Genomic DNA, 14,262 nt, shown 5'->3' with positions numbered 1-14,262 from the left:
GGCCGGTCACGGGTGACGTCAAGGGTGCGGTACGGCTCGTCTCACGGGCCACGGTCCGGCCGCACGGATCCGGTCACGTCCGTGCGGAATAATGCGCGCATGCGCATTTCAGCCAGGGCCGACTACGCGGTGCGGGCCGCCCTCCAGCTCGCCGCAGCCCAGGACGCGGGGCCGCTGAAGGCCGAGGCCATCGCGGTGGACCAGGACATCTCGCACAAGTTCCTGGAGGGCATCCTCGGCGACATGCGCAAGGGCGGTCTGGTGCAGAGCCAGCGCGGCGGCAACGGCGGGTACTGGCTGGCCCGGCCGGCCGAGTCCATCTCGGTCGCGGACGTCATCCGCTGCGTGGACGGCCCTCTGGTCTCGGTGCGCGGGGAGCGCCCGCCGGAGCTGTCGTACACGGGGCCCGCCGAGTCGCTGCTCACGCTGTGGATCGCGCTGCGGGCGAGCGTCCGCGGTGTGCTCGGGGTGTCCCTCGCGGAGCTCGCGGCGGCGAAGCTGCCGGCGGAGATCGTCGCGCTCGCGGACGACCCCGAGGCGTGGACCAACCCCTGACCGACCGGGTCAAGCTCCCGTCACCTGCGCGAACCTGACGGTGTCTCGCGCATCGATACGAGCCTGTCCAGCTTGTGGACGCCCCTTGGGGGCACGGGGTCGCCTCTGTCAGTATCCCTACTATTCCAGTGGGGATACTAGGGATCAGGTGAGGTGACGTGAGTACGCCGAGGAGATCGCCGAAGAGACCAGCGATACGCACCGCCTCCGCACCACCCGGCCGGCCCGTCGACCGGCCCGCCGACGACGAGATCTGGCCCCGCGTCACCCGCGAGCTGGCCGACGACCTCGCCGTCGACGCCCTCGCCCGGGACCGGGCGGGGAAGGCCCCCTTCGACGAGGTCGCACGGCTCCAGGAGGCGGGGCTGCCCGCTCTCCTCACGGCACCGGGACCGACCCGCCGCGGCGCGGACTGGCGGGCCGCCTGCGCGGTCGTGCGGGAGATCTCCGCCGCCGACAGCTCGGTGGGTGAACTCCTCGCCCACCACTACGCGCTGTCCTGGAGCAGCCGCTTCTTCGGTCCCGGCCACGACACCGGCGGCACGCGGTCCCACGGGCTCTCCCTCGACGTGTGTACGGCCGAGGAGCGCTGGCTGCTGGCCGGCGGCGTCGAACCGCCGCGCGGCGAGTCCGGCCCCGGCCTCACGCTCACCCCCGCCGACGGCCCCGGCGACGGCTGGATCCTCGACGGGCGCCGCAGCTTCGCCTCGGGCGTGACGGTCGCCGACCGGCTCGTCGTCGCCGCACGGCCCGGCGGCACCGGCGACCTCCTCGTCGTCCTCGTGGACCCGGCCCACCCGGGCGTGTTCACGGACGCCGGTACGGACCGGGTCGGTCAGCGCCTGGCCGGGGCCGGCACCGTCACCTTCGACCACGTCCCGGTGGAGCCCGGGCACGTCCTCGGGACCCTCCCCCAGGACGAGCACGCCGTCGCGCCGTTCACCACCCTCGCACCGCTCGCCCTGCGGCTGCTGCTCGTCCAGGTGGGTCTCGGCATCGCCGAAGGGGCGCTCGCCGAGGCACGCGACATCAGCCGCGCCGGACAGGCGGGCCCCGCCCCCACCGACCGCGCGGGAGGCCCGTCGGCCGCGGACGCCTCGCCGCCGGCCGGATCCGGGGACGACCCGTACCTCCTCCTCGCGTACGGGGAACTGGCGACGGCCGCGCACGCCGCCGCCGCGGTGGTGGAGCGGGCGACGGACGCCCTCGCCCGGGGACTGCTCGCCGAGTGGTCGCTCGGCCTGGAGGAACGCGCCGACATCGCCGTCCTCGTGGCGGCGGCCGAGACCGTCACCGGCCGGGCGGCGGTCCACATCACCACCCGCATCCTCGAACTCGTCGACGGCACGACGGGAGCCGAGGCCCGCGGCGGCGGACCCGGCTTCGACCGGTTCTGGCGCAACGCCCGCGCGCTCACCGCCCCCACACAGGCGGCCCACCGGCTCCGCGACATCGGGGACCACTACCTCAACGGCACGCACGCCCGGCTCACCCTGCTGGCCTGATCCGGCGGGGCGCCTACACGGGAAAGGGACGGACGGACCGGCATGTCGGGACCTCCGGCCCTCTCGCCGAGCGGCCGATGGGCCCAAGCTGGAGTCAGGAGGGCCGGCCGGCCGGCGGGCCCGTCACCGCACCCACGGAGGCAGCCTGATGAGTCGTGAGATCGTCGCAGGAGTCGACGGTTCCCCCGAGAGCCTCGCCGCGGCCGACTGGGCGGCGCGCGAGGCCCTGCACCGGGGCCTCCCGCTACGGCTCGCGCACGCGTGGCGCTGGGAACCGCTCGACCTCCCCCTGCTCCAGGACCCCGAGGACCAGCAGCGCGCCGCCCACGCCGTGCTGCGCGAGGCCGAGGCCACGATCGCCGAGCGCCACCCGGGGCTCGCGCTCACGGCCGAGGTGCTTCCCGACACCCCGGTGGCCGCGCTGCTCGGCACCGAGGACCGGGCCGAGCTGCTCGTCATCGGCTCGCGCGGCCGCGGCGCCGTCACCGGCTTCCTGCTCGGCTCGTACGGGCAGCAGATCATCGCCGCCGCCACGCGTCCCGTCGTCGCCGTGCGGTCGCGCGACGGCGAGCAGGCCGAACCGCCCGCCGGATACGTGCTCGTCGGGCAGCTCGGCAGCCCGGAGGACAGCGCCGCCGCGCTCGGCGTCGCCTTCGAGACCGCCGCCGCGCGCGGGGCCGCGGTGCGTGCGGTGCGCGCCTGGAGCCTGCCTCCTCTGTACGCGTACAGCCCGGCCTCGATGCGCCTCGCGGACGAGGCCGGCGGGCTCGTCCCGTACGAGGAGAAGGCGCTGCGCGAGGCGCTCGCCCCGTGGCGCGAGCGGTACCCCGACGTGCCGGTCGTCGAGCACGTCGAACTGGGCAGCGCGGGGCAGGTGCTGCTCTCGGCCTCGGGCGGCGCCCAGCTCCTGGTGGTCGGCCGGCGGGCCCGGCGCGGCGCCGTCGGGCCGCGGATCGGTTCGGTGGCGCACGCGGCGCTCCACCTCGCGCCGTGTCCGGTGGCGGTGGTCCCGCAGGGCTGACAGTCTCGGACGTGCATTGACGCTCCGTGTTGACGAGGAGTGTCGGGGCGGCCCGGCCCGGAAAGTCTTACCGCCGTCGCCCCGGTGGCTCTCCCAGCGCCGGACCGTCCGGCGACCTCGGCGAGAGAGCGGAGCTCCATGCGGCACCACGACCGTCCCGGCCACTCCCCGGACCCCGAACACTCCGACCGTTCCGCCGTCCCCCGCCGCCCCGACCCGGCGGGGCGGGGCGGCGGCCGGCACCGCAGAACGGGCGGGGAGCGCAGGCGCCCCCGTCGTCCGTCCTTCCGTACCGCCGTCACCCTCGCCGGGGCCGCGGCCGCCGCGCTGACGGTGGCGACCGGGATGTACGTGGCCACTCCCGCGACCGGCACCACGGCCACCGCCGCGTCCGCCCCGCACCGGGCGACGGCGGCGGCGGGGAGGGCCGCCCGGTACGTGCAGGACGTCGTCGCCCTCGCCAACGCCGAGCGCGAGAAGGCCGGTTGCGAACCGCTCCGCTCCGAAGGCCATCTGCGGGCCGCCGCCCAGGGGCACGCCGACGACATGGCCGCACGCGACTACTACGAGCACCACAGCCCGGAGGGCCGGGACGCCGGCGACCGGATCAGCGGCGCCGGGTACACGTGGTCGACCTGGGGGGAGAACATCCACCGCGGGCCGACGACCCCGGACCAGGCCATGGAGGACTGGATGAACAGCCCCGGCCACCGGGCGAACATCCTCAACTGCTCCTTCAGGGACATCGGCGTCGGGGTGACCCTCGCCGCCAACGGCCCCTGGTGGGTGCAGGACTTCGGCGCCAGACGCTGAGGCCCCGGCCCCCGGGCAGGGCTCCCGGTCCGGGCGCCCGCTCAGGAGGCGGGGGCGGCCAGCTTCTGCACCCAGATCCTGCCGCCGGGACCGGGCACCGTCGCCACGCCCGTGTCCCGGTACCGGCAGTCCAGCATGTTCTGCTCGTGCATCGACCCGTCCTGCCAGTCCTCGACGACGGCCTCCGGACCGGTCGCGCCGCGGGCCAGGTTCTCGGCCCAGGCGCTCCAGTCGTATCCGGCGGCGGTGATCCGGGCGTCCGCGAAGTCGCCCTCAGGGCTGCTGTGCCCGTAGTAGCCGCGTGCGGCCATGTCGCGGGCGTAGCCCCGGGCCGCCTCGACCAGCCGGGGGTCGGTCCGCAGCGGTGCGCAACCGGCCGCCGCCCGGAGCCGGTTGACGAGCGCGGTGACCCGGTCCCCCGGGTCCGTGGTCGGCTTCGGGCGCGGGGTGCGCCGGGGGTTCGGGGTCGCGGTCGTCGGGGTGGGGGCGGCGACGGTGACCACCGGGCTCGGGGAGGCCGTGGCCGGGGCGGTCGTCGCCGGTGGCGCGGCGGCGGGCCGGTCGGGCCGGACGCGTGCCTCCGGCTCCGGCGGTACGAGGAGGGCGGCCGCCCCGAGGACGGCGACGGCCGCGACCCCGGCGACGCCGGCGCGCCGCAGCGGGGTCCATCGTCCGGCGTCGTCGGACGCGCGGGAGCGCGACCCGTGGGAGTGCGAGGACCCGTGGGAGTGCGAGGGCCCGTGGGAGTGCGAGGGCCCGTGAGGGTCCGAGGACGCGTGGGGCTCTGGGGATCCCTGGGGCTCCGGGGACCCGTGGGGCTCTGGGGACGCGTGGGGCTGCGAGGACGCGTGCGCGACGTACTCCGTCGCCGGTCCGTCCGTGAGGCCGACCGCGGCCGTCAGCGGGGGGACGAGGCCGATGCCGACGAGGAGCCCCTCGACCGGGGCGAGGCCGCGGCGGCCGCTCGCGCGGGCACCGCAGGCGGCGCAGGTGCGCAGATGGCGGGCGATCCGCTTGCGCCAGAGCGGGGAGGGCCGGCCGTCCCAGGGCGCGACGGTCTCCGTGAGCTCCGGGCACGGCGGCAGCGCGTCCAGGGCGCGGACCACCGAGCGGCCCGTGTCCAGGCGTTCCTTCATGCGCTGGACGCGGACGGCGGCGTGCTGCGGGGTGACGCCGAGGCCTTCGGCGAGCTCGGCGCGGGTGAGTTCGCCGGCGGCCTCCAGCCACCACAGGGCGAGGAGTTCGGTGTCGTCCTCGTCGAGCCAGCGGGTCGCGCGCGCCACGTCGCGACGCTGCCCGGACAGGCCCAGGCGGAGGATGGTGAGCTCGGTGAAGTCGCCGGCCGGGTCCGCGAGGTCGGCGGCCCGGTCGAGGCCGGGCACGGGCCCCCGCCGGTGCTCGTGCCAGCGGCGCCGTATCCCGTTCATGGCGATGGCGACGAGCCAGGACCGGAAGCGGGACGGGTCACGGAGCGCGGGGAGCCCGTCGAGGGCGCGGACCATCGTCTCCTGGACGATGTCGTCCGTGTCGGCGTGGCCGTCGAGGGCACGGCCGACGATGTTGTGGACGAGCGGGAGGTGCTCGCGGACCAGGGCGTCCCTCGCGTCCGCGTCACCGGCCCTGGCCGCCTCCACAAGGGCCGTGGTGCGTCGCTCGTCGCTGTGCATGGGTCTGCTCCCTCATCCCTGGTCCGAGTCCCCCGTGACGGGAGACCCGTGGGCATGGGAGGGATAACACTTTCTGCCGGACGGCGGCTACACCGGTGGTGCCGCGGGCAGGGTCGGGACCGTGGCCCCGTTCCCCTCCCGGACGGCGGCCACGACGGCGTCGTGCAGGTCGCGGCTCTCCTCCTCCGATCCGCACGGAACGGGACTGCCCGACATGGTGAACCAGTCGGATGCGCCGCTGTACTGCACGGCCACGCGTGCCTCGCGCTCGGCGAACGTCGTGTGCACGGTCAGATCGCCCGTGACGACTCCGGCCTCGTCGGTCAGCACCCCACCTCGCCCGGTGTAGACACCGGCGGTCGTCCAAGATGCCCAGCTCATCCATCCAGGTTCACACCCGGACGTGAGATGCGCCACCGACGGGACCGCCCCGGCCGGAGGGATTCCGGCCGGGGCGGTACGGGTCGCGCGCCGGGGCGGACGACGGTCTCGCGCCGGATCAGGCGAGGGACGCGACGGCCTCGTTGAACGTGGCGGACGGACGCATCACGGCCGCGGCCTTGGCCGGGTCGGGCTGGTAGTAGCCGCCGATCTCGGCCGGGGAGCCCTGGACCGCGACGAGCTCATCGACGATCTTCTGCTCGTTCGCGGAGAGGGTCTCGGCGAGCGGGGAGAAGGCCTTGGCCAGCTCCGCGTCCTCGGTCTGGGCGGCCAGCTCCTGGGCCCAGTACAGGGACAGGTAGAAGTGGCTGCCGCGGTTGTCGATACCACCGAGGCGACGGGTCGGCGACTTGTCCTCGTTGAGGAAGGTGCCGGTGGCGCGGTCGAGGGTGTCGGCGAGGACCTGGGCGCGGGTGTTGCCCGTGGTGGTCGCGAGGTGCTCGAAGGAGGCGGCCAGGGCGAAGAACTCGCCGAGGCTGTCCCAGCGGAGGTAGTTCTCCTTGACGAGCTGCTGGACGTGCTTCGGGGCGGAGCCGCCGGCGCCGGTCTCGAAGAGGCCGCCGCCCGCCATGAGCGGGACGACCGACAGCATCTTGGCGCTGGTGCCCAGCTCCAGGATCGGGAAGAGGTCGGTCAGGTAGTCGCGGAGGACGTTGCCGGTGACCGAGATGGTGTCCTCGCCGCGGCGGATGCGCTCCAGGGAGAACTTCGTGGCCTCGACCGGGGAGAGGATCTTGATGTCCAGGCCCTCGGTGTCGTGCTCCGGCAGGTACTGCTCCACCTTGGCGATGAGCTGCGCGTCGTGGGCGCGGTTCTCGTCCAGCCAGAAGACGGCCGGGGCGCCGGTGGCGCGGGCGCGGGTGACGGCCAGCTTGACCCAGTCCTGGATGGGCAGGTCCTTGGTCTGGCAGGCGCGGAAGATGTCGCCCTCGGCGACCTCCTGCTCCAGGACGACGTGGCCCTCGGAGTCGATCAGGCGGACGGTGCCGGCCTGGGCGATCTCGAAGGTCTTGTCGTGGGAGCCGTACTCCTCGGCCTTCTGCGCCATGAGGCCGACGTTCGGGACGGAGCCCATGGTCGACGGGTCGAAGGCGCCGTGCGCGCGGCAGTCCTCGATGACGGCCTGGTAGACGCCGGAGTAGCTGTGGTCCGGGAGGACCGCGAGGGTGTCGGCCTCCTGGCCGTCCGGGCCCCACATGTGGCCGGAGGTGCGGATCATGGCCGGCATCGAGGCGTCGACGATGACGTCGGACGGCACGTGCAGGTTGGTGATGCCCTTGTCGGAGTCGACCATCGCCAGGGCGGGGCCCTCGGCGAGCTCGGCCTCGAAGGAGGCCTTGATCTCGGCGCCGTTCGGAAGCGCGTCCAGGCCGCCCAGGACGGTGCCGAGGCCGTCGTTCGGGGACAGGCCGGCGGCCGCGAGCGCCTCGCCGTACGTGGCGAAGGTGTTCGGGAAGAAGGCGCGCACGACGTGACCGAAGACGATCGGGTCGGAGACCTTCATCATCGTGGCCTTGAGGTGCACGGAGAAGAGCACGTCCTCGGCCTTGGCGCGGGCGACCTGCTCGCCGAGGAAGGTGCGCAGCGCGGCGGCGCGCATGACGGCGGCGTCGAGGACCTCGCCGGCGATGACCTTCAGCGGCTCACGGAGCTCGCTGACGGTGCCGTCGGCGGCGGTGAACTCGAAGCGGAGGGTGTCGTCCTTCGTGAGGACGGTGGACTTCTCCGTGGAGGCGAAGTCGTTCTCGCTCATCGTGGCGACGTTGGTCTTGGACTCGGGGGTCCAGGCGCCCATGCGGTGCGGGTGGGTCTTGGCGTAGTTCTTGACCGAGCCCGGCGCGCGGCGGTCGGAGTTGCCCTCGCGCAGGACCGGGTTCACGGCCGAACCCTTGATCTTGTCGTAACGGGCGCGGACGTCCTTGTCCTGGTCCGTCTTCGGGTCGTCCGGGTAGTCCGGGAGGGCGTAGCCCTGCGCCTGGAGCTCGGCGATCGCGGCCTTGAGCTGCGGGATGGACGCCGAGACGTTCGGCAGCTTGATGATGTTGGCGCCGGGCGTCTTGGCCAGGTCACCGAGCTCGGAGAGGGCGTCGGCGATGCGCTGGCCCTCCTCCAGGAACTCCGGGAAGACGGCGATGATGCGGCCCGCGAGCGAGATGTCCCGCGTCTCGACCGTGACGCCGGCCTGCGAGGCATACGCCTGGATCACGGGCAGGAACGAGTACGTCGCCAGGGCGGGCGCCTCGTCAGTGTGGGTGTAGATGATGGTCGAGTCAGTCACCGGGTGCTCCGCTCCACGTCTGCGTATGCGAGATTGCTCGACATCAAGATATCTCGTGATCGCGGTCCTCGGTAAAGGGCCCCACGAGGTCGCTGTCGTGCGGGACGCCGGCGGCCTCGACGAAGGGCCCTCCGAGCCGGTACGCGGCCGGGGGGCCGTCCACGTCGACGCGGCGGAGCAGGGCGAGCAGGGTCAGTCCCGCGGTGGCGACCACACCCGCGGCGAGGGCCTGCCCGCAGCGGTGGGCGAGGCGGAGCTCGGCCGGGTCGTACGGGGCGGCGGTGGGCAGCGCGAGGGTGTCGCCGAGCAGCCAGAGCCCGGCGCCGAGGCCGGCCACGGCGAGGAGGGCGAGCGGGACGGTGACGGGGAGGCCGGGCAGCGCGGGACCGCGTCGCGGGCCGGGGCGGACCTTGCCCCTGCGGGCGATGACGGCGAGGAGGCCGGTGGTCACGGCGAGGACGACGAGGGCGGCGGCGATGACGTCGCCGGGCCGGTGCTGTCCCGCGGCGATGGTGTACGCGCCGACGGCGGCGGCCCAGAGCGTGGCGGCGCCGACGACGAGCGCGCGCAGCCGGTAGGGGACGACGAGGACCAGGCCGAGGGCGATGCCGAGGGCGAGGGTGGTCTGGGCGCTGGGGAAGCCGCTCGGGACGAGGGCGCCGGCGGTGTCGACGATCCGGGGGCGGGGCGCGTACCGCTGGAGGAGCCCGGTGACGGCGAGGGCGGTGACGACCGCGCCGGCGGCTGCGCCGGTGAGGGCGTACCGCTTGCGTATGAGGCCGACGGCGAGGAGGAGGACGCAGCCGAGGATCAGGGAGAAGGTGGTGAGCCCGGCGAGGGAGGGGTGCTCGCGGAGCACCCTGACGGCGGCGGAGTCGGCGCGCCGGCCGGTCACGGCGGCGTCGCCCCAGCGGCGGCCGGTCGCGGTGAGCACGAGTCCCGCGTAGACGACCGTGAGGAGGAGGACGGCCCCGAGGCAGGCACGGCGGGTCCGGGTGCGGACCCGTGCGCTGAACGAGCCGGCGGCCTCGCCGGCCACGGCGGCGTACCACCAGGTGTCACCGGTCTTGAGCGGCCTCGGGGGGCCGCCGCTGCGGAGCCTGTCGTTGGAAGCCATGCCCCGATTCGAACCCACGCGCGGCCGTGGCGCCCGCTGGAGGCACCCGAACGACACGCCGGAGCACGGGAACCGGGGCGGGCGCCGTCCGCGTCTGCCCGGGAGACCGCACGGATGCTCCGGGGGGGAGACTCATGTCGCTGCCGCGCAAGATCGGCGTCGGACTGCTGGTGCTGATCGCGTTCGGGTTCCTGGCGCCGAACGGCTGGTACGTCCTGGGCGCGATCGTGATCGCGCTGGTGATCGCCGCGTTCGTGGCGCTGGAGGCGATGAGCGAGTCCACCTCACGTCGCCGGGACGAGGGCCGCCGGTTCCGGCCGGGCCGGGGCGGCGACGGCCGCTGGATCCTGCCGGACGAGGACGGGCGGCGCCGGTAGCGGCGTCTCAGCGCTCGTGGCGCGGGCGCTGGCCCAGGACCGTCAGGACGAGGCCCGCCACGAGGGCGAGCACGCTCGCGATCCCGAGTCCGGAGCGTATGGCCCGCTCGTCGGAGAACGGGGCGAGCGCCTGGAAGGCGAAGGCGGCGGCCATGAGCAGCTGGCCCCGGCCGAAGAGGCCCGTCCGGTAGACGCGGGCGCGCAGCCAGGGGAAGACCCAGCCGGTACGGAGCGCGGCGACGCCGCCGACGGCGAAGACGAGCGCGATCGCGCCCGGGACGACGACGTACCAGTCCATGTCCGACCCCCCTGGTCCCCCGGCCCACCGCCGGAGGTCGACGCGATCATGCCACAGCGAGGTGGCGCGGGCGGTCGCGGTCGTGGCGGCGGGTGCCGTACAGGGTGAACGCCGTGTTCACCAGGGCGACATGGCTGAGCGCCTGCGGCATGTTGCCGAGCTGGCGGCCGGCCACCGGGTCCCATTCCTCGGCGAGGAGCCCGACGTCGTTGCGGACGTCGAGGAGCCGCTCGAAGACGGCCCGGGCCTCGCCGGCCCGGCCGGTCATGGCGAGGGCGTCGGCGTACCAGAACGTGCAGGCGACGAAGCTCCCCTCGGTGCCGCCCAGGTCGTCGAGGTCGTGCGTGCCGCCGTCCCGGACGTCCCCGTACCGGCGCAGGAATCCGTGGTCGTCGAGCCGCTCCATCGCCCGGACGGTGCCGAGGACGCGGGGGTCGCCGGCGGGGAGGAAGCCGAGCCGGGGGATCAGCAGCGCGGTGGCGTCGACCTGCCGGCTCCCGTAGTACTGGGTGAAGGAACCCTGTTCCTCGCTCCACCCCCGGGCACAGATCTCGGCGTGCAGTTCGGCGCGGAGCGCCTGCCAGCGCGCGAGGGAGCCGCGCAGTCCGGCGACCCGGGCGAGGCGGACGGCACGGTCGGCGGCGACCCAGGCCATGACCTTGGAGTGGACGAAGTGGCGTCGGGGGCCCCGGACTTCCCAGATGCCCTCGTCGGGTTCCTGCCAGCGTTCGCCGAGGTACTCCAGGAGCGAGGCCACCAGGGCCCAGGCCGCGGGGGTGAGCGCGATGCCCGCCCGGACGGCCGAGTAGACGGTGCTGAGCACCTCTCCGTAGACGTCGAGCTGGAACTGGCCCACGGCCGCGTTGCCGAATCTGACGGGCCGTGAGTTCTCGTAGCCGGGCAGCCAGTCGGCGAACGTCTCGGGGAGGCGCCGCTGGCCCTCGACCCCGTAGAGCGGCTGGAGGTCGGCGGGATCGCCCGCGACGGCGCGCAGCAGCCAGTCCGTCCAGGCCAGCGCCTCCCCGCGGTATCCGCCGCGGAGCAGGCAGGAGAGGGTGAAGGTCGAGTCGCGCAGCCAGCAGAAGCGGTAGTCCCAGTTGCGGCGACCGCCGATGTACTCGGGGAGGGAGGTCGTGGCGGCGGCGACGATGCCACCGGTGGGGGCGTAGGTGAGGGCCTTGAGGGTGAGCAGGGAGCGGATCACGGCCTCGCGCGCGGGTCCCTCGTAGCGGAGGGCGGCGGCCCAGTCGTTCCAGAAGGCGAGGGTGCGGTGGAGGGTGGCGGCGATGTCGGCGGGTGACGCGGGCGGCGGCGCGGGGGCGTGGGAGGGGCTCCAGCCGAGGACGAAGGCGACCCGGCGGCCGGCCGTGACGGTGAAATCGCAGCTCGTACGCTCCGGGGTGACGTCGAGTGCGACGCCGGGCCCGCAGGAGAGGTGCACGGCGTCGGGTCCGGCGACGGAGACGACGGTGCGCCGGTCCGTCGCGCGGGTCCAGGGCACGATGCTGCCGTGGTGGAAGCGGACCCTCAACTCACTGCGGACGGCGACCCGTCCGGCGATCCCCTCGACGACGCGGACGATCCTCGGGGCCCCCTCGCCCGGACAGCGCGGTGGCATGAAGTCCGTGATCCGGACGGTTCCGGAGAGGGTCTCCCAGACGGTGTCGAGGACGAGCGTGTCGCCACGGTAACTCCTGCGCGTACAGCGGGTGTTGCCGACGGGGGCGAGGATCCAGCGGCCGTGGTCCGGCGCCCCGAGGAGAGCGGCGAGGCAGGCGGGCGAGTCGAAGCGCGGCGCGCACCACCAGTCGACGGACCCGTCGGTCCCGATGAGCGCAGCGGTCTCCAGGTCACCGACGAGGGCGTAGTCTTCAATTCGCCCTGCCATGACCGGATTGTATTCCCCTCAGGGAACGCGCGCAGAAAGAGCCGGCCGAATCGGCCGGAAAACCCGGACCATTCCGCGGGTCATCCCTTCGCGGACTCCCGCATATTCATCCGTTTTTCTTGACGGGATCACCGGGGCGCAGGATTCTGAATCGGGCGGGCCCGCCGCCCGTGAGGCCGAACCGACGAGTGAGGCCGTACCGATGAGTAGCGATTCCCGATGAGCAGCGATTCGCATCCGCTGCGCCGGTCGACCGACCGGACGCCCGGTTCCGGCATCCGGACGGTGAGTCTGGTCCTCACGGTCCGCCCCGGTGACGGACGTCCGGGCGCGGCACTCGACCGGCTCCTGGACCAGGTGCCGGCCGGTGTGCGCCAGGTCGTCCTGATCGGCGGCCCCGCCGAGGCGGGGGGCGTGCGGGACGGGATCGACGTGCTGCGGCTCGGGCCCTGGGACTTCACACGGGGCGACATCCCGCACGCGGCGCTGCTCGCGGCGACCGGGGACCTGGTCGTCCTGATGAACGCCGACGGAAGCATGTCGCCGCACGAGATCCCGCATTACCTGCACTACCTGGAAAGCGGTTACGACTTCGTGAAGGGATCGCGTTTCATCGCGGGCGGCGACTACGCCGACTATCCGCTCTCACGGCGTCTCGGGCAGCGCGCTCTGCTGCGGGTCGCCCGTCGGCTGTACGGCCAGCATCTCACGGATCTCTGGTACGGATTCTGCGCGTTCCGGCGCCCCTTCGTCGACCTCCTCGACCTGCGCGAGGACGGCGTCGAGCTCGGCGCCGAACTCGTCACGCACGCCCTGCACTACGGACTGCGCGTCGCCGAGGTGCCGAGCCTCGAACTGCCGAGCCGTCACGGCCCGACGCACCCCCGCACGGTCCGCGACGGTGCCCGCATTCTCGGCACCCTCCTCGACGAGCGGCCGCACAACGCGCTGTCGCGTCTGGCGCACGGACCTTTCCGCGGCTCCCGGGGCTCCTCCGGTTGACGAACCATGCCGAAGGATGCTAACGCTGGAGGAAGCAACATTTCATCACAAACCAGACCCTGAGCGCACACCCTCGGCAGGGTCGGTTGACGGAAGAGGCTCGTCGTGACCTGCAGCCCCCTCAGCCGAATGCCGGTGGCACTCGTTCCGCACCCGTTGCGACGCGTGACCGACTGGCCCCTCACCGATGCCCGGCGCCGCTCACTCTGCCGCTCCCCGCACGCCCCGACCGCCCACCCGGCCCGCCGGGCCTCCGACCGGATCGGCCGCGGCGCCCCTCCGCCCCGGAGCATGGCCTGCAGGCCGCGCGGTGCGGCGCGGCGCCGACGCGCCCGTACGGCTCACACCCGCAGCGCGCGCCGCAGCCGCGGCTCGGGCCGATCGTCCGGCTCATCCGGTTCACCGGGCTCACCCGGCACATCCGCGTCACCCGGCTCGTCCGGACCCGCTGACGGCACCGGCCGCCGCACCCTCGTCCCCGCCCTGATCCCCCGCGCGACCGTGCGCCCCGCGCCCCGCGCCTTCCCCCGAGGAGGCGAGGCGTGATGGCCGCCGCACGCACCCACGCACCGCTCCCCCGCCGGCTCGTCCGACCGCCGGTGGAACTGGAACTCCTGATCCCCGCGTTCAACGAGCAGCGCCGGCTGCCCTCGACCGTGGCCGCCACCGTCGACTACCTGACCACGCGCCCCTGGTCCTCGGCGGTCGTCGTCGTCGACAACAACAGCGCCGACGGCACGCTCGACGTCCTCGGGCGCTTCGCCGACTCCCCCGTCCCGGTCCACGCCATCGGCTGCAGCGACCAGGGCAAGGGCGCGGCCGTCCGGCGCGGGATCGAGACCTCCTCGGCCCGGTTCATCGGCTTCGCCGACGCCGACAACGCCACTCCCGTGGACACCCTGGACCGGGTCATGCGGCTGCTGCGTGCGGGCCACGGCGCCGTCATCGCCTCCCGCCACGCGCCCGGCGCGCGCCTCGACGTGGAGCAGCCGCTGCTGCGCCGCGGCGGCGGCCTGCTGTTCCGCACGCTGGCGCATCTGTCGCTGCCCGGTGTCGCCGACACCCAGTGCGGCTTCAAGTTCTTCGCCGGGCCGCTGGCCCGGGCGATCGTGCGGGACTGCCACATCGACGGCTTCGCCTTCGACGTCGAACTGCTCGCCCGGATCGTGCGGGCCGGGCGGGACGTCGTGGAGGTGCCGGTGGTCTGGCACGACGTGCCCGGCTCGACGTTCTCGGCACGGCGCGACGGACTGCGCTCGATGGCCGATCTCCTGCGCATCTCGGTGGCCCGGTGATCACG

13 protein-coding genes are annotated in these 14,262 nt (G+C 74.2%); 7 read left to right on the top strand and 6 right to left on the bottom strand.

Annotated elements, in window-relative coordinates; genetic code table 11:
* The first annotated feature begins 99 nt into the window (after window positions 1–99).
* The 4 genes from IE237_RS37670 to IE237_RS37655 all read left to right on the top strand — a co-directional run bounded on the left by IE237_RS37670 (window position 100) and on the right by IE237_RS37655 (window position 3,894).
* Window positions 100–555 (top strand): RrF2 family transcriptional regulator, encoded by a 456-nt coding sequence (locus IE237_RS37670; RefSeq protein ID WP_189806709.1) that lies wholly within the window; start codon window positions 100–102, stop codon window positions 553–555.
* Window positions 556–713: 158 nt separating this feature from the next.
* Window positions 714–2,060 (top strand): acyl-CoA dehydrogenase family protein, encoded by a 1,347-nt coding sequence (locus IE237_RS37665; RefSeq protein WP_189806708.1) that lies wholly within the window; start codon window positions 714–716, stop codon window positions 2,058–2,060.
* Window positions 2,061–2,208: 148 nt separating this feature from the next.
* Entirely contained in the window at window positions 2,209–3,081 is an 873-nt protein-coding gene (locus tag IE237_RS37660) for a universal stress protein (protein WP_189806707.1), read from the top strand.
* A 138-nt stretch (window positions 3,082–3,219) separates the two neighbouring features.
* Complete coding sequence (locus tag IE237_RS37655) at window positions 3,220–3,894, top strand: CAP domain-containing protein (RefSeq protein WP_189806706.1); 675 nt, start codon at window positions 3,220–3,222, stop codon at window positions 3,892–3,894.
* Window positions 3,895–3,935: 41 nt separating this feature from the next.
* On the opposite strand, the gene IE237_RS37650 is transcribed toward IE237_RS37655, so the two are convergent.
* From IE237_RS37650 to IE237_RS37635, 4 genes are all read right to left on the bottom strand, one after another.
* Entirely contained in the window at window positions 3,936–5,561 is a 1,626-nt protein-coding gene (locus IE237_RS37650) for a sigma-70 family RNA polymerase sigma factor (protein ID WP_189806705.1), read from the bottom strand.
* An 87-nt stretch (window positions 5,562–5,648) separates the two neighbouring features.
* A complete protein-coding gene (locus tag IE237_RS37645; RefSeq protein WP_189806704.1) occupies window positions 5,649–5,942 on the bottom strand; it encodes a hypothetical protein in 294 nt (97 codons plus the stop codon).
* A 118-nt stretch (window positions 5,943–6,060) separates the two neighbouring features.
* A complete protein-coding gene (locus IE237_RS37640; RefSeq protein ID WP_189806703.1) occupies window positions 6,061–8,280 on the bottom strand; it encodes an NADP-dependent isocitrate dehydrogenase in 2,220 nt (739 codons plus the stop codon).
* 43 nt (window positions 8,281–8,323) lie between these two features.
* Window positions 8,324–9,397 (bottom strand): phosphatase PAP2 family protein, encoded by a 1,074-nt coding sequence (locus IE237_RS37635; RefSeq protein WP_189806702.1) that lies wholly within the window; start codon window positions 9,395–9,397, stop codon window positions 8,324–8,326.
* A 134-nt stretch (window positions 9,398–9,531) separates the two neighbouring features.
* Between IE237_RS37635 and IE237_RS37630 the strand changes: the two genes are divergently transcribed.
* A complete protein-coding gene (locus IE237_RS37630; RefSeq protein ID WP_189806701.1) occupies window positions 9,532–9,774 on the top strand; it encodes a hypothetical protein in 243 nt (80 codons plus the stop codon).
* Between the two features lie 7 nt (window positions 9,775–9,781).
* Here the strand turns inward: IE237_RS37630 and IE237_RS37625 are convergent, their stop codons facing one another.
* Together IE237_RS37625 and IE237_RS37620 are read right to left on the bottom strand one after the other, a co-directional pair.
* Complete coding sequence (locus IE237_RS37625; protein WP_189806700.1) at window positions 9,782–10,072, bottom strand: hypothetical protein; 291 nt, start codon at window positions 10,070–10,072, stop codon at window positions 9,782–9,784.
* 46 nt (window positions 10,073–10,118) lie between these two features.
* Window positions 10,119–11,960: a glycoside hydrolase family 15 protein gene (locus IE237_RS37620; protein ID WP_189806699.1), complete on the bottom strand. Its 1,842-nt coding sequence runs from the start codon at window positions 11,958–11,960 to the stop codon at window positions 10,119–10,121.
* A 219-nt stretch (window positions 11,961–12,179) separates the two neighbouring features.
* Here IE237_RS37620 and IE237_RS37615 point away from each other — a divergent pair, with 219 nt between their 5' ends.
* The gene (locus tag IE237_RS37615; RefSeq protein WP_189806698.1) at window positions 12,180–12,962 is read left to right on the top strand and encodes a glycosyltransferase family 2 protein; all 783 of its coding nucleotides are present in this window, start codon (window positions 12,180–12,182) and stop codon (window positions 12,960–12,962) included.
* A 545-nt stretch (window positions 12,963–13,507) separates the two neighbouring features.
* Window positions 13,508–14,257, top strand: a complete 750-nt coding sequence (locus IE237_RS37610; RefSeq protein ID WP_189806697.1) for a glycosyltransferase — start codon at window positions 13,508–13,510, stop codon at window positions 14,255–14,257.
* Window positions 14,258–14,262 lie beyond the last annotated feature (5 nt).

Origin of the sequence: Streptomyces tanashiensis, assembly GCF_014648895.1 — a bacterium.
GTDB lineage: Bacteria > Actinomycetota > Actinomycetes > Streptomycetales > Streptomycetaceae > Streptomyces > Streptomyces tanashiensis.
The sequence above is the reverse complement of the archived record's forward strand: the minus strand, read 5'-3'. Positions and strand labels throughout refer to the sequence as shown.